General features: G+C 44.8%; 18 protein-coding genes. 10 read left to right on the top strand and 8 right to left on the bottom strand.

Going from position 1 to position 17,520, the window contains the following annotated elements:
* Window positions 1-81: 81 nt before the first annotated feature.
* Window positions 82-1,089 carry an isocitrate dehydrogenase gene (locus ACXACM_RS09115; protein ID WP_474821237.1) on the top strand — a complete coding sequence of 336 codons (1,008 nt, stop codon included), beginning with the start codon at window positions 82-84 and terminating at the stop codon, window positions 1,087-1,089.
* Between the two features lie 163 nt (window positions 1,090-1,252).
* Window positions 1,253-1,576, top strand: coding sequence for a ComEA family DNA-binding protein (locus ACXACM_RS09110; RefSeq protein WP_474821235.1), 324 nt, complete (start codon window positions 1,253-1,255; stop codon window positions 1,574-1,576).
* A 50-nt stretch (window positions 1,577-1,626) separates the two neighbouring features.
* On the opposite strand, the gene galU is transcribed toward ACXACM_RS09110, so the two are convergent.
* From galU to wecA, 4 genes are all read right to left on the bottom strand, one after another.
* Window positions 1,627-2,520, bottom strand: a complete 894-nt coding sequence (gene galU / locus ACXACM_RS09105) for a UTP--glucose-1-phosphate uridylyltransferase GalU (RefSeq protein ID WP_474821233.1) — start codon at window positions 2,518-2,520, stop codon at window positions 1,627-1,629.
* A 447-nt stretch (window positions 2,521-2,967) separates the two neighbouring features.
* Window positions 2,968-3,828 (bottom strand): glycosyltransferase family 2 protein, encoded by an 861-nt coding sequence (locus ACXACM_RS09100; protein ID WP_474821232.1) that lies wholly within the window; start codon window positions 3,826-3,828, stop codon window positions 2,968-2,970.
* A complete protein-coding gene (locus ACXACM_RS09095; RefSeq protein WP_474821231.1) occupies window positions 3,825-4,715 on the bottom strand; it encodes a glycosyltransferase in 891 nt (296 codons plus the stop codon). Before ACXACM_RS09095 ends, ACXACM_RS09100 begins: the two co-directional genes overlap by 4 nt.
* 92 nt (window positions 4,716-4,807) lie before the next feature.
* Window positions 4,808-5,875 (bottom strand): UDP-N-acetylglucosamine--undecaprenyl-phosphate N-acetylglucosaminephosphotransferase, encoded by a 1,068-nt coding sequence (wecA, locus tag ACXACM_RS09090; protein WP_474821229.1) that lies wholly within the window; start codon window positions 5,873-5,875, stop codon window positions 4,808-4,810.
* A 590-nt stretch (window positions 5,876-6,465) separates the two neighbouring features.
* Between wecA and ACXACM_RS09085 the strand changes: the two genes are divergently transcribed.
* The 8 genes from ACXACM_RS09085 (at window position 6,466) to galE (ending at window position 14,361) form a co-directional block, all read left to right on the top strand.
* Window positions 6,466-6,816: a hypothetical protein gene (locus tag ACXACM_RS09085; protein ID WP_474821228.1), complete on the top strand. Its 351-nt coding sequence runs from the start codon at window positions 6,466-6,468 to the stop codon at window positions 6,814-6,816.
* A gap of 17 nt (window positions 6,817-6,833) precedes the next feature.
* On the top strand, window positions 6,834-8,669 hold the full coding sequence (locus ACXACM_RS09080) for a polysaccharide biosynthesis/export family protein (RefSeq protein ID WP_474821227.1): 1,836 nt from the start codon (window positions 6,834-6,836) through the stop codon (window positions 8,667-8,669).
* A gap of 11 nt (window positions 8,670-8,680) precedes the next feature.
* On the top strand, window positions 8,681-9,451 hold the full coding sequence (locus ACXACM_RS09075; RefSeq protein WP_474821224.1) for an ABC transporter permease: 771 nt from the start codon (window positions 8,681-8,683) through the stop codon (window positions 9,449-9,451).
* Complete coding sequence (locus ACXACM_RS09070) at window positions 9,448-10,098, top strand: ABC transporter ATP-binding protein (RefSeq protein ID WP_474821223.1); 651 nt, start codon at window positions 9,448-9,450, stop codon at window positions 10,096-10,098. The genes ACXACM_RS09075 and ACXACM_RS09070 overlap by 4 nt, the downstream gene beginning before the upstream one ends.
* A gap of 24 nt (window positions 10,099-10,122) precedes the next feature.
* On the top strand, window positions 10,123-11,229 hold the full coding sequence (locus ACXACM_RS09065) for a KpsE/RkpR family capsule polysaccharide export protein (protein WP_474821221.1): 1,107 nt from the start codon (window positions 10,123-10,125) through the stop codon (window positions 11,227-11,229).
* Window positions 11,230-11,429: 200 nt separating this feature from the next.
* Entirely contained in the window at window positions 11,430-12,929 is a 1,500-nt protein-coding gene (locus ACXACM_RS09060) for a peptide MFS transporter (protein ID WP_474824287.1), read from the top strand.
* Window positions 12,930-13,042: 113 nt separating this feature from the next.
* Window positions 13,043-13,345 carry a DUF6170 family protein gene (locus tag ACXACM_RS09055; RefSeq protein WP_474821220.1) on the top strand — a complete coding sequence of 101 codons (303 nt, stop codon included), beginning with the start codon at window positions 13,043-13,045 and terminating at the stop codon, window positions 13,343-13,345.
* Window positions 13,342-14,361, top strand: coding sequence for a UDP-glucose 4-epimerase GalE (galE, locus tag ACXACM_RS09050; protein WP_474821218.1), 1,020 nt, complete (start codon window positions 13,342-13,344; stop codon window positions 14,359-14,361). The genes ACXACM_RS09055 and galE overlap by 4 nt, the downstream gene beginning before the upstream one ends.
* A 48-nt stretch (window positions 14,362-14,409) precedes the next feature.
* Here the strand turns inward: galE and ACXACM_RS09045 are convergent, their stop codons facing one another.
* From ACXACM_RS09045 to ACXACM_RS09030, 4 genes are read right to left on the bottom strand one after another with little or no spacing between them, the layout of a single operon-like run.
* A complete protein-coding gene (locus ACXACM_RS09045; protein ID WP_474821217.1) occupies window positions 14,410-15,219 on the bottom strand; it encodes an MlaA family lipoprotein in 810 nt (269 codons plus the stop codon).
* On the bottom strand, window positions 15,216-16,466 hold the full coding sequence (gene ccmI, locus ACXACM_RS09040; RefSeq protein ID WP_474821215.1) for a c-type cytochrome biogenesis protein CcmI: 1,251 nt from the start codon (window positions 16,464-16,466) through the stop codon (window positions 15,216-15,218). Before ccmI ends, ACXACM_RS09045 begins: the two co-directional genes overlap by 4 nt.
* Window positions 16,463-16,921 carry a cytochrome c-type biogenesis protein gene (locus ACXACM_RS09035; protein WP_474821214.1) on the bottom strand — a complete coding sequence of 153 codons (459 nt, stop codon included), beginning with the start codon at window positions 16,919-16,921 and terminating at the stop codon, window positions 16,463-16,465. The genes ccmI and ACXACM_RS09035 overlap by 4 nt, the downstream gene beginning before the upstream one ends.
* A 3-nt stretch (window positions 16,922-16,924) precedes the next feature.
* Entirely contained in the window at window positions 16,925-17,512 is a 588-nt protein-coding gene (locus ACXACM_RS09030; protein ID WP_474821213.1) for a redoxin family protein, read from the bottom strand.
* Window positions 17,513-17,520 lie beyond the last annotated feature (8 nt).

Here is a 17,520-nt window from a genome sequence, read left to right as displayed (position 1 = left end):
GTTTCGCTACGTGGAATACCCCACTACGCACTAGCAACCTAACGAAATTTTACGACAAGAATTATCAAAGGATTCCTCAACATGACTCAACAACGCATTACCGTTATTCGCGGCGATGGTATTGGCCCGGATATTATTGATGCCACAACGAAGATATTAGACAAAGTTGGCTGTGACTTTGCGTACGATTATGCAGACGCAGGCTTGGTAGCGTTAGAGAATCACGGTGAGCTTCTGCCACAAGACACGCTGGATCTCATTGCAAAAAATAAGGTGGCTTTAAAGGGCCCGCTTACTACGCCGGTAGGTGAAGGGTTTACATCTATTAACGTTAGCCTGAGAAAACAATTTGCACTTTATGCCAATGTGCGCCCTGTATTATCCTTTAAAGGCACCAAAGCGCGTTACGAAGATATCGACATCATTACTGTACGTGAAAACACACAGGGTATGTACTCAGGTCTCGGCCAGGTTGTCTCAGAAGACGGTCAGGAAGCAGAAGCCATGAGCAAAATCACCCGACAGGGCGCTGAGCAAATTGTCACTTTTGCTTACGAGCTCGCCCGTCGTGAAGGGCGAAAGAAAGTGACAGCGGTTCACAAAGCCAACATTTTGAAATCTACATCAGGACTCTTCCTTAAGGTGGCGAGAGAAGTAGGCGAACGTTATCCTGACATCGAGTCAACAGAGATGATTGTTGATAATACCTGCATGCAGCTGGTCATGAACCCGCATCAATTTGATGTTATCGTAACAACAAACCTCTTCGGTGACATTCTCTCCGACCTCTGTGCTGGTCTTGTTGGTGGTCTGGGTATGGCACCCGGTGCAAACATTGGTAAAGACTGCGCGATCTTTGAAGCTGTTCACGGCTCGGCACCAGATATCGCGGGTAAAAATCTGGCCAACCCGACTTCAGTCATTCTTGCCGCGATTCAAATGCTTGAATATCTCAATATGGGTGACAAGGCAGAAAAGATTCGTAACGCACTAAAAGAAGTGATTGAAACAGGCGACCGTACTACACGGGACCTAGGTGGCCAGGCCGGTACTACCGAATTTACAGATGCAGTGTTAGAGCGTCTGTAGCTAGCGTTTTATTTATGTTGAAAAAGCGGGCACTGCCCGCTTTTTTTATACTGTCATAAAGTTCAACTGTCCTAAAACTGGACTCTCCAAACGACAACTTTTGTTCTAGTCTGTCATTGTACGATTCGTACGAAGGAAATATTTACATTTAAGGATGACTGTTATGAACAAAAAAACACTATTGATTAGCGCTCTCACAGCACTACTCACGTTAAGCCACATGCCAGCCTTCGCTGCTGATGCAATTGAAAAGGATCCTCTCGACGTTGCGGGTATCACCTCGGAATCAGCCATGGATTTAAATACCATGTCTGTAGACCAGTTGATGACGCTACCTGGTATCGGTAAAAGTAAGGCACAAGCGATCATCGCGTACCGGGATGAGAAAGGTTACTTTCACGACGTAGAGCAATTAACCGAAGTGAGAGGTATCGGCCAAAAAATGCTTGCTAAAATACGCGATAAAGTAAAAGTAGTTAAGCATTAATGAAAGAAGCCCGCTATTCAGCGGGCTTCTTTAGTCTGTGTTACAAAAAATTAGCCATTCAAAGAGGCAATATAAGCTTTAAATTCGTCACCTAATGCAGGGTGTCGAAGAGCGTATTCCACATTTGCTTTCATATAACCGAGTTTACTCCCGCAATCATGGCTCTTACCTTTCATATAATAGGCATCAACCTGCTCTATTTTCATCAACGAATCAATAGCATCGGTAAGCTGAACTTCGCCACCTGCTCCCGGAGGCGTCACTTCAAGTAGATCCCAAATTTTCTCAGACAAAACGTAGCGGCCAACAATTGCCAAGTCAGAGGGAGCGTCCTCCAAGTCAGGCTTCTCGACCATTCTGTGGATCTTAGCGGAATCGCCAGGCTTAATATCTACACCTTCAAGATCGGCAATACCGAATTTAGTAATATCTTCCTGAGGTACCTGCTCTACCATAACCTGGCTAACACGGCTTGTATTAAATTTGGCTACCATATCCGCAAGGTTGTCTTTCTTCGGATTACTGGCCACATCGTCGATGATAACGTCTGGTAGCACGACGGCAAACGGCGCATCTCCTACCAGAGGTTGAGCACACAAAATGGCATGACCTAAGCCGGCAGCATGGCCCTGACGCACATGCATAATAGTGACATCTTTAGGACAGATTGACTGAACTTCTTCGAGAAGTTGACGCTTAACACGTTTTTCCAGTGTTGCCTCGAGCTCGAAAGAGGTATCAAAATGATTTTCAATGCTGTTTTTACTGGCATGGGTAACTAAGATAATTTCCTTTACACCCGCCGCAACACATTCATTTACCACGTACTGAATTAAAGGCTTGTCTACCAACGGCAACATTTCCTTGGGAATTGCTTTTGTGGCCGGTAACATTCTGGTGCCTAGCCCTGCTACGGGAATTACTGCTTTCTTAACTTGACTCATATTTACAAGTGTCCTTTTTTCTACTGAAAGTCCAAACCGATAACGGAGTAATGCAATCCCTATTCCGTCATGGGGAAAAAATAAAATTTATTAAAGTGTCGGTAAACTACAGAAACAGTGTCGCATAACATAACAAAAGTCTTACCTATTTTCTGTCTTCAATGCTGTCTGGCATCTCTTTTAAGTAGAACTGGCTGTAAATATTCTACTACCTATTGGCTTTTAAAACGCCTAGAACTGATAACCAGTCTGTAAAACCCACAGAGTAATGTAAAAACCTCCCACATGCACCAATATGAAGCGTTATTGCACCATATTCAATCCCAGATTTAGTGCAACAAACAAGAAAAAATTGTCTCTTTCGAGTTAAAGCAAATTGTATGCACGATAACGTGATACTTTTGTGACAGTCGTGCTAACTATCTGCGCTAAGGTTGAAGCGGCAGTTTACCTGGGGTACTTACCTGTTTTGCCCTTTATACCGTGTAGCAGCCCTTTGAATAAGTATCCAGATCGAATTTTTCCATTTTCCAGGCAGAAGCGATTCACACACCATCTCACGGGTAAGGCTAAAACATTTCGCATCTTCCAATAAAGCGGTACGTAGGGTCGACGAACCAGTATGAGTATATTTCTTGCCTGGTAATAAAGTCTTATGGGAGCCCCAACTTTAAAAGCGATACCTGCGATAACCTGTCGTCCATCCCCTTGTTTATGCGGCATCAACACATCAAGTAACTTTATTATATGATAGCCTTGGGTTCTGGCTCGCCAACACCACTCATGATCTACACCGTCGATAAACAACCCCTCATCTTTGCCGCCAATATCGTCAAAACAACTGACTGTAAGTAACATACCCGACGCAATAATTTGTTTAACGTCTGCCATGTTATCACTTACCGACAGTGCCTTTTGAATTCTGGGCGAAACTGCCGTGCTTTCAAAACGACAGAATACCTGCGGGCCCACAGCAGCTACCTTACCAAACTTTTCAATCGCTTGATCTAAGCCTTTGGCGAGCCCAGCCAGTAGTGCAAGGGAAACCTCACTGTCCTGATCGAAAATGTAAACCGCTTCACAGCCGTTATTTTTAAGACAATTAATACCATAATTCTGAGCTGCAGCAATGCCCACGTTTTGAGGAAAATGAAGATATTCACATTGAGAAGGAAGTGGTAACTCAAGCTTCTCTACGGAATTATCGACTAAAACAATAGGCTTATTTCCCTCCTCAAGCACATCCAATACGGTTTGTAGGTGAGCAATCTCGGGATGATACAAAATAATGACCACACCGGTTTTCACTGCTTTTCACTCCGCTCGAGTATTTTGCGATCCAGTTTGTACGCCAGTTTAACTACCTTCGCTGGCATCAACCGTGTAGCGAGCACGCCACATGCATAAAATAGATTCCACAACGTCAGCCTTTTTAAGGCTCGCATGGCGTATAGTCGCGCGCGAAACTCATTTAAAGACTTACTCAACCCGCGGCGCTTGTAAAAGTCATTTACTCGCCTGAAATCTAATAATCTGTCTTTCAAATTTCTAAACACGAAGCCTTCTTGCGCCAGTTTTATCCACAAGAAATAGTCTTGCGTATTCATTAAAGAAGCGTCGTAGCGAAAACCTTTGCGGAAGATATCGTAGCGGAACGCCACAGTAGGGTGATTCAAACTGCAACGCCGTGGGAGTACCCTTAAGATTTGCTTATGGGAAGCAGGCATTACTCTTGCCCCCACCCTATCTCCAGCTTCGTTGATTTCCGTTAAGGCTGTACCAAGGACCCCTACGATTTGATGGGCTGAAAGGTAATCGATTTGTCGCTCGAGTCTCACGTCTACAGAAATGTCATCGGCATCCATTCTAAAAAAATATTGAAACGGCTTGTCTAAGCCCCACTCTATAGCGAAATTCATACTGGCCGCAAGACCAACATTTTTATCGTTTTTGGCAAGAAATACACGCTCATCCCGTTGCGCAATATCAATAAGCACGTCCTGGATGTGGTTAGAAACTTCGCCGTCTATAACAATAAGGAAAGCGAACTGCTTATAAGTCTGTTGAGAAATACTGTCTACAGCTTGCGCCAGCCAATGGGGATCATCATTGCGATAGACTGACATAGCAACAAGTGCATTTGCCGTAGTTGGAATGCGCCCTTGGTGAATAAATGTGGTTTTTGCTTTGTACAATGCGACCGCCGGAACGCCTTATCATTTTTATAGGGCGCAAACATAGCAAAAATATTGCAAGACGTCTGCACGATTTCGTGTTTTAACGACGCCTACTTTGCACGTATATGACGATTGACTCTTCTGATCATCTTCCAAATATTTTGGATTACGTAGCTGTAAATCATCAACAAGGCTATGAAACCCCAGAACATCACGTATTCCGGAACCTGATATACTTCACCAAGGATACCCACTGCGCAGTAACACATACCAAGAAATAAAATTGCTATTAATGCCTGACGGCTGGACAGCCCGGCCCGCATAAAAATATTGTGCAGATGTTTTCTATCGGGACGCAAAACTGACTGCCCTTTCTTCGCCCGACGATACATGATCGCTGCCATATCCATAAGCGGCAAACCGATTAACCAAACGGCCGTTATCGGCCTGAATGCGGCTTGTTGTCCTTGCGTGTGGTCGACTAATAACCAGACGATAGTGAGGCCGACAAACATACTACCGGCATCACCCATGAAGATTTTATTCCCTTTAAACCCTTTCCAACTGAGATTGAAAGCCAGAAACGGTACGATGGCTGCGACTATTATCAGTGGCTCCATGATGGCTGCACCATTTCCTGTCGCAAGTAGAATGCCGACCACAGTTAACAACACGATAAGGCTCATTCCACCAGCAAGGCCATCAATACCGTCGATCATATTAAACGCGTTAATCACTCCAACCACGCAGACTATGGTAAAAAAGTAACCCGCCAACCCCAGATATGTTTCTCCGAATCCAAATATATTACCCAGAGAGGTGATATAGTTTTGTGCACTCCAGGCCATAATAGCTGCAACACCAAACTGGCACATGAGCCTGCCTTTAGCGCTTAATTGGAATCTGTCATCCAGCATGCCAAGCAAGACAATAAATGCGGATGCGGTGAAAAAGAGCGGATTATTCTTCATCCACACGTCGGTAGCGACACTCGCGACTAAAACCGCCATGAAAATCGCCACGCCACCGGTCAGTGGTACCATGCCAGCGTGGCGTTTTCGGCATGTGGGGTGGTCCACAAGTCCAAACTGATGCGCCAACGGTGTCATCACCACCAACAGGATCAGCGCAACAAAAAACGCCGTGAATAACGGGACAATTTGAAGATAATCAAACATATTGACTAATAATCCCACCCTGACGGAGATAGTTGCCGGCCCTGTTGGCCATGTGTATTGAGGTAAAAATTGCAGTATTCCATTTTGTAACGGCTTCCATCATACAAAGCGTTTAACCCACCTTGATTAACTGACACATGATAATCGACTAGCAACAAAATAACTACCACCTGATTTAATTAAAAGTGGGGCCAAATAGATTTGTTTTTCAAAATCCGTGTACCAAGCCACTAAGTTTTACATAACTCACTACTCGTGTGACTAAAGCAAACCTGTTGATATAGTCCTTTCGGCAATACAATCTAACCACCAGCAATTGATTGTTACATTCTCGCGCAACTACTTTAACAGCAGGAAATCAAAGTCGGCTCGTAAGCTCTACCCTCACAATGATCCGTTCACATCCTTACGCAGTATCTATCTGCTCTCCTCAAAATTATGCAATTTTCGTGCAAACAAAAAGAAATCGATTTTTTAGCACCTGGTTGTTTGCGAAACAATCAATTACACTGCCCATATTTTCTGGGCGCTGCATAGTAATAAATTTATGGTATGCTAGGCCCCAAGTTAAGAGAAGGAAATGTTGAGATATGCGTTTTATCAATGGCTTAGGTGTCGCGCTAGTAACTGGCGTTATTTCTTTAGCTGGGTGTTCATCTGCGCCCACGCCAGTTGTCGCCAATATCCCCCTCGTGTCAGGGAACAATATTGAATTGATGAATTCGGCAGTTGTTCCTGTTCCACAGGGCAATTTATCCGCTGGTAATATGTTGCAAATTGCCGACACCACCTTTCTGGTGGGTAAAAATTATCGTTCTGCAACAGGCCTGAATTGTAAACAATTATTCACAGCTGGTGAGCCTCGTACTCCCCGCGCGATGTGTCAACGCAATGGCCAGTGGCAATTGCTTGCGCCCCTTCTCAACCCTAATGAATCCTAAACGATATGATAAAATTTATGTCTTCTAACCGTTTGGCTATTACATTAGCCTTGAGCTGTTCCCTTTTTTCTCATTCATTTTCAGCTAGTGCGCAATCGCTGTCTGACTTACAGCAGCTTAGAGAGCAGGCGCAACAACAAAATGGCAGTAGCTCGACAAACAGTAGTGTGTCCACCTCTTCGGTATCTCCGATGAACGTGCAGACATCACGCACACTACCGGGCGCCAGAAGCATGGGGCAAGCTTCTGCAGGCCAATACACGAATCAACCCCGCTCAGGAATGACATTGCCGGGGGAACCCACCCTTGAAGATGTCTTCCCCATGCAAGAAGCGCTATCTAACCCGCCGTTTGCTGCTAACCTTTTTATTGGTGGGTTTGAATCGGAGCGAAGCTCTGGACTAAATGACAACTACCTCATTGCTCCAGGCGATAAAATATCCATTTGGATGTGGGGTGCCATTAGTTACTCAGATGTGGTTACCGTAGATAACCAAGGTAACATTTTTATTCCTAACATTGGGCCTGTAACCGTGGCAGACACACCGGCAGGGTCTGTCAATCAATTGGTGACGAACAGTATTAAGCAAGTTTATACCAACGATGTTAATACTTATGTGAACCTGTTAACTGCTACGCCGGTCTCAGTTTATATTACCGGGCCAGTGATACGCCCAGGACAGTATGCTGGTCTTGCCAATGACAGTGTACTTTATTATCTCAAGCGAGCAGGCGGTATTGATTTCAACCGCGGAAGTTTTAGAAAAATAGATATTAAGCGCAGCGGCAAAGTAATAGCTACTGCTGATCTTTACGACTTTATTCGCCACGGTGTTTTACCTGGAATATCGTTTCAGGACGGTGATACCATCATGGTTCACCCAGTTGGAAATCGCGTCACAGTAACAGAAGGTGCCAGTAATAGTTACACCTTTGAATTTAAAGATGACGAATTAGAAGGCAAAACCCTGCTTGAATACGCCCGGCCAACTGAATTTATGAGTCATGTTTCGGTTGCAGGCCTCAGAAAAGACGAGCAATTTGCCGAATATCTGGCACTAACTTCGTTTAACAACATCACCTTGCAAGCGGGTGATCAGGTAAGTTTCGTTAACGACCATCCCCCAATGGTGTATCAGATAAACATTGCAGGACAACACAATGGGCCGTCGCAAATCATGGTAGACAAAGGGACTCGCCTCAAAGATGTAATGGATTATGTCCAAATTGATGAAACCTTGTCCGATCCCACTAACGTATTTCTACTGAGAGAAAGTGTTGCAGAAAAGCAACGAGAGTTAATTGAGCAATCGCTGCAACGCCTGGAACGTAGTATTTACACCGCTCCAATTAGTTCTACGGGAGAGGGCTCTATACGCGTGCAGGAAGCGCAGCTGGTGTCTGACTTTATTCAACGGGCTCGACAAGTAGCGCCTCAAGGCAAAGTCATCGTTGCTGAGAAAGGGGAAATTGCCAATGTACTACTGGAGCCGAACGACACCATAGTGATCCCAGAAGTATCCGACCTGATCCACGTTGCCGGAGAAGTAATGATGCCGCAAGCTGTTGTATTCAACGACGAAGCAACCACGGCTGATTACGTCGCATGGGCAGGTGGTTTTACCCAGCGGGCCGATGACGATCGCATTCTCATTATCCGAAAAAACGGTATTGTGGAATTTGATAGTATTCACAGCAGCTTTTGGTCGGAAGGAGAAGGCAGGCTTGATTTACAACCAGGGGATCACGTTGTAGTGCTACCGTCTATCGATGTTAAATCCCTGCAGGCAATAAAAGATATCACACAGATAATCTATCAAATCGCAGTAGCGGCGAACGTAGCGATTAATTGATGGAATTATCTTTGAAAACACAGCTACTTGCGTGGCGAAGAGTCATCTTCGCCCTATTTTTGCGAGATTTGCAAAGTAAATTTAGCGATAAACTAGGCTTAATGTGGGCATTTATTGAGCCCTTCTTGTTCGTTTTCTTCCTTTCTTTCTTGCGCAGCCTAATAAGGGAAGGTGACGTCCATTCCATCCCGGTATTTTTGTTTATGATGATTGGTTTGATGGGGCTGCAATCCTTTTTGTCCTGTTTAAACAGTGTGCCGAACTCGCTAAAACAAAGTAAACCACTTCTGGCATTTCGTCAGGTCCAGCCGATTGCAGCATTGTTGAGCTCAGCGTTTACAGAATTTAGTATTAAAATTGGGGTCATCGTTTTAATTTTCATCGGTGTCTATCTTTTACAACTGGATTTGCAAGTGGCCAACCCACTGATGTTAATTATGTTGTACTCAACTCTATGGCTAATGGGCATATCGATTGGTCTAATTCTTGGTATAGCTATCACATTTATACCCGAACTGAACAAGATAAAAGCGTTACTTTCAAGACCACTAATGTTCATTTCTTGCGTATTTTTCAGTCTTCAAGACATACCGAAAGAATATTGGCACTGGTTCACGTGGAATCCACTGGTACATTTTATCGAATTGGCTCGTTACGCTTGTTATCCCTCTTATGGAAACGCTGGTGTATCACTATTTTTTATTTTTAAAGTCACCGTTATCTCTCTATTTTTTAGTCTCGCCATTTACCACATTTCCTGGAAAAAGGTGTTGGCGCGATGATTAGAATTGAGAATCTGACCAAGAGCTATCCGAGCAAACTGGGCCCCCAATATATTTTTAAAGATCTCAACTTTGATTTCCCGACGGAAAAGAGCGTAGCGATTCTCGGTAAAAATGGGGCGGGTAAATCTACTTTGTTCAGAATGTTGGCGAAAAGCGAATATCCTGACAAAGGCCGTATTATAACCAATAAAGCCATGTCCTGGCCCGTTGCACTTCAAACCGGCATCCATCCGCAAATGAGTGGACGGGAAAATACCCGGTTTATCGGCCGGATTAATCAGGTGCCCTCGCTCAAAGCGTATGAAGCCGCAGTACAAAAATTTGCTGAGGTAGGAAAGCGCTTTGACCTGCCGGTTAAAACGTACTCAGCGGGGATGCGAGCGAGATTAGCTTTTGCATGTTGTATCAACATCAATTTCGACATTTATCTTATGGACGAAGCCACTTCTGTGGGTGACCCGTCTTTTCGTCGTAAAGCCAGAGAAGCACTAAGAGAAAAAAGTAAGACTGCCGGAATGATTATGGTGAGTCACGAGCTCGACCAAATACGGGAGTTTTGTACCTCAGCCGTCATTATCGAAAACGGCGAGTTACGCTACTTTGAAAATTTAGAAGAAGGCATCGATGCCTACATGGCAGAATAACGTAGCAGCGACAACGATTACATTATGAATATATCCAACATTATCAATAAACTAAAAAAGAACAAGATTGTTTTTATCCTTGCCCCCTGGCTTATTTATGCCTTTTACCTGAATGTCATTGCCGCGCCTCAATATGAAAGCATCAGTAAGCTGATCATAAAGTCTACCGATGGCGGCAGTGCCTTTGACCCTACCAGCCTTCTGGCAGGTACGATAGCGGGTGGCGGCTCCGCCAACGACAGTCAAATTATTGAAAGTTATATTAAATCGCAAAGTATGATGCGTTACCTGGAAAATACTGTTGCCTTATCAGCGCACTTTTCAGGGGAGTATGGGGATATGTTCAGCCGCTTAGCAGAAGACCATACACAGGTAGATTTTTATCAGTACTACCTCGACCATATCACCGTAGAAGTCGATTCTGCTTCAAGCGTTATCACGCTGAAAGTGAAAGCCTTTACCGCTGATTTTGCTCAAATTGTTAACCGCGCTATTGTTGATGAAGCTGAGCGGTTTCTTAACGAAATTAATAACAATCTGGCAAAATCAAAAATGGACTTCGCCAAAGGCGAGCATCAGGTGGTCGAGGAAAAGCTCAAAGAAGCCAAAAACGAATTACTTGCCTTTCAATCAACTTATAACGTGTTGGACCCAACCGCAGAGGGTGCAGCGTCGCAGCAAATTGCCTTTTCACTACAGGCGACACTTGCTCAGAAACAAGCTGAGCTCAATACGTTACAAACCATGATGTCGCCCACCGCGCCAGAAGTACAAAACCTGAAAAGACAAATTGGCGCATTACGGGAGCAAGTGGACATACAAAAAGAGACGTTCAGCAATAAACAAGACGGTGCCGAATTATCTGTTACCGAACAAATGGCCCAATACAGTAATTTGCAAGTGCAAATGCAATTGGCGATTCAAGCCTTTTCATCGTCCCTTGTATCATTAGAGAATGCTCGGGTTGAAGCCTATCAAAAGCTACAATACTTAGTGACTATCGAAACACCGACTTTACCCGATGACAATGCCTATCCGAAAACCCTTTATAACCTGGTGTTATTCGGCGTTATCCTGCTGATAATTTATGGGTCGGTACGTATTATCGTTGCTACTGTCAAAGAACTGTAGAATAAAAAACGAGTAGTAACGGACATTTCTCTTTACTGCTCGTTTTTATTCAATGCACATCTGCAACCCCTTCCCTTGTGTATAGTACTTTCCTTCGGTATAACAGTAGCCAGAATATTACAGAACAGCAGGACTGATACACCTGCTTGCTCATGTAAACTACCATAACAATCATTACAAGACGGAACTCTATTGTGACAATAAAAACATCTAACGATACCAGTTTCTTTGGCCATCCAGGGGGCCTTCAAACACTGTTCTTCACAGAAATGTGGGAGCGCATGAGCTATTACGGTATGCGCGCACTTCTCGTTATCTTCATGACCCTGACCATTCAGCAACAAGGTCTGGGTTTCGACAAAGAAACCGCATACGCTATTTACGGGCTCTACACAGGTGCGGTCTATTTTATGGGCTTGTCCGGCGGTTGGTTAGCCGACCGTCTGTTCGGTGGACAAAACGCCGTATGGTATGGCGGTATTATCATTATGAGCGGCCACATCGTGCTGGCGATCCCCACCACTTCAACCTTCTTTATCGGTCTGATCCTGGTAGTCCTGGGCACAGGCCTTCTGAAACCAAACATCAGTGCTATGGTTGGCCAGCTCTACACGGAGCATGACGCACGTAGGGACAGTGGTTACACGCTTTATTACATGGGCATTAATATCGGCTCCATCATTGGTAATTTTGTATGTGGCTGGCTGGCAGTGAACCAGGGTTATCACTGGGCGTTCGGTGCCGCAGCTGTAGGTATGGGGATTGGTTTAATTCAGTACCGTATTACACAACATAAATTGCCTGCTCATTCGGCTAAACCTACGGTAGAAATGACGCCGTCCGGGGTTAAGAAAAGTTGGACAGGAATTACCATTTTCCTTATCACACTTGCCGTAGTGACCTACGCTATGACCATGGGCTTTCTGGTTATTGACGTGGCCCAGGTAGCTGAGTACGTAGCATACCTGTTTACGGTTATTTTCCTACTGTACTTTGGCTTTATCTTTTTCTTTGGCAACCTCACCAGCAACGAAAAGAAACGCATGCTATCGTTGTTTTTAATTTGTGTGGCATCGGCTTGCTTCTTTGCTGGCTTTGAGCAAGCCGGTTCATCATTAAACGTTTTTGCCAATGAAAATACAGACAGAATGTGGGGGAGCTTTGAAATTCCCTTCGCCTGGTTCCAAAGCCTGAATTCTATCTTTATTATCGCTTTGTCTCCGTTTTTCGCAGTGTTATGGATTCAACTTGGAAAACGTATGCTAGACCCGTCCTACGGCATCAAATGCGCCCTGGGCGTGCTGATTATGGGTAGTGGTTTTATTGTGATGTTTTTTGCCGCCATGTACGCAGCGAGCGGACAGCAGGTTGCTCCCTACTGGCTTGTGGCAACGTACTTCCTTCACACTGTGGGAGAACTATGCCTTAGTCCTGTAGCGCTTAGTGCGGTCAGTAAATTATCCCCACGTCGCTTCTCCGGACAGCTGATGGGTTTATTTGTACTTACATATTCAATCGGCAGCGTTATTGCAGGTGTAATGGCTGGTGCGTTCGGAACGGATGAGTCAGGCAATGTATCTTCACTGTTCAGCAGTATTGCAACCTTTGCTGGGGTCATAGGCGTACTTGTACTGGTGTTCTCTTTAATTACCAGACATTGGGAAAAGTTACCTCAGGAAGATGAAAAGGCAGTGCAATAACCTCTGTGATTCAAATTTCCTTCAGCGTAGCTACCAAACTGCGCTGAATTGCACTACCATAGCCGGTGTAAACGTTTAACCTTTACACCGGTTTTTTTGTATTTAAGGCAGCTATGGCATTTTACTTTTCCACAAGAAATATTCCGGGGCTCGAAGAGCTTCCTCTAAGTGAGCGGGTTCGTATTCTTGAACTTGCCGCAACTAAGTTAACTGTGCCCGAAAAAACACTCCTAAATATACTAAAATTACTCGTTATTGTGCCGGTGTTCGCGTTGGTAATAAGAACGTTTACTCACTGGCATGCATTGCTCTGGGTTTTGGTAATCGTGTTGTTCTACCCGCTTATTATAAAGCCCATTCAATATACATTGTGCGCGAAATACGTACCTCAGGTCTTATCTAAGGAGAGACAATGAAAACCGTTTTGGTAACTGGCGGCGCCGGATACATTGGCAGCCATACTGTTTTACAACTGCTTGAGCAAGACTTTTCCGTAGTCGTATTAGATAATCTGGTAAATGCCAGTGCAGAATCACTACGACGTGTTGAAAAGATCACCGGTAAATCTGTTACCTTTGTGCAAGGTGACATAAGAGATACCACTGTTTTAGACAGTGTTTTTAGCAAACATTCAATTGATGCTGTCATCCACTTTGCAGGCTTAAAAGCAGTAGGCGAGTCAGTAGAGAAGCCGTTGGAATACTATGAAAACAACGTTTACGGTACGCTGACGTTGTGTAAAGCGATGCGACAACACGGCGTGAAAAATCTCGTGTTCAGTTCCTCTGCCACTGTATATGGCGACCCGGTCTCATTACCCCTTCACGAAAAAATGGCGACGGGACAACCTACTAATCCATACGGCATGTCAAAACTCATGGTCGAGCATATGCTAACCGATCTGCATAAGTCAGATGAGAGCTGGAATATCGTACTACTGCGATATTTCAATCCGGTTGGAGCCCACCACTCAGGGCAAATTGGCGAAGATCCCAATGGCATTCCCAATAATCTAATGCCTTATATTTCTCAGGTTGCTACTGGTAAATTAGCCCAACTTAGTGTTTTCGGAGACGATTACGATACGCCAGACGGCACTGGAGTTCGCGATTATATCCATGTAGTCGACTTGGCTAACGGACACCTTAAGGCACTCGACAGACTAGCCTTGAACATGGGCCTGGATGTATACAATCTGGGCACTGGCCAGGGCTACTCAGTGCTTGAAATGATAAAAGCTTTTGAGTCCGCGTCAGGGCAAACCATCAACTATAAAATTGCTCCAAGGCGGAGTGGCGACGTTGCAGCTTGCTATGCCGACCCAACACTGGCAGCGACAGAGCTAAACTGGAATGCCGTTAAAACATTAGAAGATATGTGTAAAGACGTTTGGCACTGGCAGTCGAACAACCCAATGGGTTATAACGCTTAAGCTTTTGCGAAAAGAGAAAAGGGCCATTTCGGCCCCTTTTTTTTGTTATTACTCTTGCGTAGTGTCTATGTCGTCTAGCATAGACTCAAATTCAGAGAAATCATCGAGTTCCTCTTCTTCAATAACGCTATCGCCACTTTTACCATCGGTAACCCGAAATTCAAGATTCTGAAAATAGGCATTCTTAACGAAGGTATAATCGTCAATGGCTTGCTCCAGTTGTGTCTCTTGATCGATGAGCGCCGCCCTGCCCTCTAAAATATTAACGGTAAACCTAACCACATTGGTAGTTCCATCCAGAATGGCCATGGGATAATAAACGTTATCGACGAAACGGCCACCAAGAGAACGAGGATCATTTGGCCCAAGTGCCGGAAGCATAAGGAATGGTCCGGTTTCCACGCCCCACGAACCTAATACTTCGCCAAAGTTTTCCCGCTTTTGCTCAATTCCCATCTTTCCTGCCACATCAATGGTGCCTAATAAACCCACTGTGGAATTGATGACGAACCTGGCTAAGCTATCCAGACCAGCGTCTATTTTGCCCTGAAAAAAGTTGTTAAACATATTCCCAGGTTCTTCCAGGTTATTAGCAGCGTTCACTAAACCCGTACGGGCAAATTGAGGTATAACCGTGACATAACCTATAGTAACCGGACGTAAAACATACTGATCCAATACCTCCCAGTTAAAATCCCAGACTACGCGGTTTACAGGTTCAAGAGGATCTTTCGGGTCTCCCTGATATAAATCCCCCTTCCCTTGTTCAACTCGTTGAGCCTGTTGACTGGCACAACCGGACAACACTGTCGTCAACAGGATGAGACTGGTAATGCAAAATCTGGACAATGTGTTCAAAGCACTTCCTTACTAATGATAATTGAATACTGACTGGTTTCTCCCGGTTTCACCGGAACTGAAATCACGCCTTGAAGGTCACCCGCAGTGGGCATAACGTCTTCATCAGACGACACCCGTGCCGTCAACTTAGCCTGCGAAAGTGTGGCCAACGTATACCCAGGCATCATTGCATTATCATTGTTCAGCGTTAGAGTAACAGGAAATTTTTGTAACGGAATTTTGACCACCGCAGCCGGCATTCTATTTTGGCTGTTAGCGTCCTGCGCATAGACAATCAGATAACCTTCGCCGGGGAGTTTATCACTTACCCCTTCATCAATTGTGACAGTTATCTCAAAGCCAGTGTTGGCAGTCGTATTTTCTGCCTCAGGCAACGCGTCTCTTTGTTGGCTAAGTACTGATATCCGTTGCTCCAACCCCAGACGTGTTTCATTTTCCGCAGGCAATTTGTCTTTAACTTGTTCAAAGTAGCGGGTCGTATTAGCCAGGTCGCCTAATCTTGCTGATACCACCGCCATCATTAGGGCGAGATTATCGTTTTGTGGGCTGCTTGCCAACAAACCTTGCAATACAGACTGAGCTTTAGTCATTTGCCCCTCATCGTTAGTTACCATGAGGGTCTGCGCGTAGGTGATCCTTATTGTGGTATCGTCCGGTTTAAGCACAAGCGCTTTTTCAATTGCCTGCACAGCTTGCGCGTCCTGTCCTACAGACAACCATAGACGAGCCAAAAACATCCATCCCGTGGCATCATCAGGATCACTTCGAAGACGGCTCCGTATAGCATAGGTTAGATCTGCAATATCTTTATTTGAAAACGACGATGCTTCTGGGGAGGAAAGCTTTTCGCTTAAAGCAGGCAATGCTTCAATCGCTTGCTCAGCCCCTTTTACCTGTTCGATATGATTTACTTTGGCATAAACCGTCAGAACCACAGCTACTGACAAAATACCTCCGAAAATCAGAGGGAGCGAGGCTTTCTGACCGGTCTGTTTTTCACTTTCGGCCACTTCATCTAACAAGGCGAGTTTGAGTTCCTCACTGGCAGCTTTTTCGTCCTCCTCACTAATGATTCCTTCTCTTACCTCACGCGCCAGTTCATCCAGGCGTTGCCTGATGATTTTCGTATTCGTCAACACATCCCTTGCACTGACTGAACGCTTACGTAACCAGGGTAAAGCAACCAAAAAAACGACCAGGGTAAGAAACCCGGACACCGCTATAACAAAACCTTGCCAGCTCATAAATCGTCCTGCTTGAGCAGCGCTTCTGCTTTTTTAAGTTTCTCATCCCGATTTTCCACCTCAATTTTCCTGGGTTTCTTCAGGATATAAACAGCCACAAACCCAATAAACAGGACTGGCAGGGCCCATAACCATAGGGTCGCAGCATTTAACGGAGGCTGATAATAAACAAAGTCTCCATAGCGGGCTTTCATGTAATCAATCACTTCCTGCTCACTTTTGCCGTCTTTGAGTAAGGCGTACACTTTCCTGCGCATGTCGTGGGCGATCATGGCATCGGAATCAGCGATGTTCTGATTTTGGCACATCGGGCAACGCAGTGACGCGGTAAGCTCCAGGAACAGTGCTCGCTGTGCTGGGTCATCGAAAGAAAAATTATCTTCAACGCCATATACCGGAGTAAAGGCAAAATACAAAGTGAGTACAAACACGCTCAGTAGTTTTTGTATCGACATGATCTACTGTCCCTCTTTTTCTTTGAGAAGGGCGCGATATACAGGTTCGATTTTGCTTTCCCATACCCGTTGGTTAATATCACCGATATGATGCATACGAACGACACCGCGATGGTCTATCAAAAAGTGCTCTGGTGCTCCTGTGACACCCAAATCTAAGGATGTCTCCCGAAAAACATCAAAAATATTGTATTCATAGGGGTTGCCGTATCGGCTCAACATATCCGTGACTTCCTGTTGTACCCGGGTAAGCGTCTTGGTACCAAAGTCAGGGTCTAGATCCTGATCGAAGTACAAACCAACAAACCGTACACCTGCATCCTGGCGTAACCTCGTCAAATAAGGCATCTCAACGGCACAGGTTACGCACCACACCCCCCACACATTCAGTATTGTAACTTCACCCTTAAGACTCTCCGGCGTGTACATTGTATCCGGGGCCATTAAATCTGGTAAAGAAAAGTCAGGTAATGGCTTTCCATCCGCTTGAGAATCCATTTGTCTGGGATTCGAAAACAGCCCCATAAAAAGAAAAATGACTACTATGAGGAAAGCTGATACTGGGATTACAAACAACCACGTTTTTTTCATAAATTCTC

The sequence above is a fragment of the Alteromonas sp. AWQ4_252 genome (genome assembly GCF_056158205.1).
Note: the sequence above shows the minus strand (reverse complement) of the source record. Positions and strands in the feature narration are given on the sequence as shown.

What these genes read in the sequence shown, in the direction of transcription:
- ACXACM_RS09115 (WP_474821237.1), top strand. Translation starts at nt 82, where the DNA reads ATGACTCAACAACGCATTACCGTTATTCGCGGCGATGGTATTGGCCCG.
- ACXACM_RS09110 (WP_474821235.1), top strand. Translation starts at nt 1,253, where the DNA reads ATGAACAAAAAAACACTATTGATTAGCGCTCTCACAGCACTACTCACG.
- galU (WP_474821233.1), bottom strand. Translation starts at nt 2,520, where the DNA reads ATGAGTCAAGTTAAGAAAGCAGTAATTCCCGTAGCAGGGCTAGGCACC.
- wecA (WP_474821229.1), bottom strand. Translation starts at nt 5,875, where the DNA reads ATGTTTGATTATCTTCAAATTGTCCCGTTATTCACGGCGTTTTTTGTT.
- ACXACM_RS09085 (WP_474821228.1), top strand. Translation starts at nt 6,466, where the DNA reads ATGCGTTTTATCAATGGCTTAGGTGTCGCGCTAGTAACTGGCGTTATT.
- ACXACM_RS09080 (WP_474821227.1), top strand. Translation starts at nt 6,834, where the DNA reads ATGTCTTCTAACCGTTTGGCTATTACATTAGCCTTGAGCTGTTCCCTT.
- ACXACM_RS09070 (WP_474821223.1), top strand. Translation starts at nt 9,448, where the DNA reads ATGATTAGAATTGAGAATCTGACCAAGAGCTATCCGAGCAAACTGGGC.
- ACXACM_RS09065 (WP_474821221.1), top strand. Translation starts at nt 10,123, where the DNA reads ATGAATATATCCAACATTATCAATAAACTAAAAAAGAACAAGATTGTT.
- ACXACM_RS09055 (WP_474821220.1), top strand. Translation starts at nt 13,043, where the DNA reads ATGGCATTTTACTTTTCCACAAGAAATATTCCGGGGCTCGAAGAGCTT.
- galE (WP_474821218.1), top strand. Translation starts at nt 13,342, where the DNA reads ATGAAAACCGTTTTGGTAACTGGCGGCGCCGGATACATTGGCAGCCAT.
- ccmI (WP_474821215.1), bottom strand. Translation starts at nt 16,466, where the DNA reads ATGAGCTGGCAAGGTTTTGTTATAGCGGTGTCCGGGTTTCTTACCCTG.
- ACXACM_RS09035 (WP_474821214.1), bottom strand. Translation starts at nt 16,921, where the DNA reads ATGTCGATACAAAAACTACTGAGCGTGTTTGTACTCACTTTGTATTTT.
- ACXACM_RS09030 (WP_474821213.1), bottom strand. Translation starts at nt 17,512, where the DNA reads ATGAAAAAAACGTGGTTGTTTGTAATCCCAGTATCAGCTTTCCTCATA.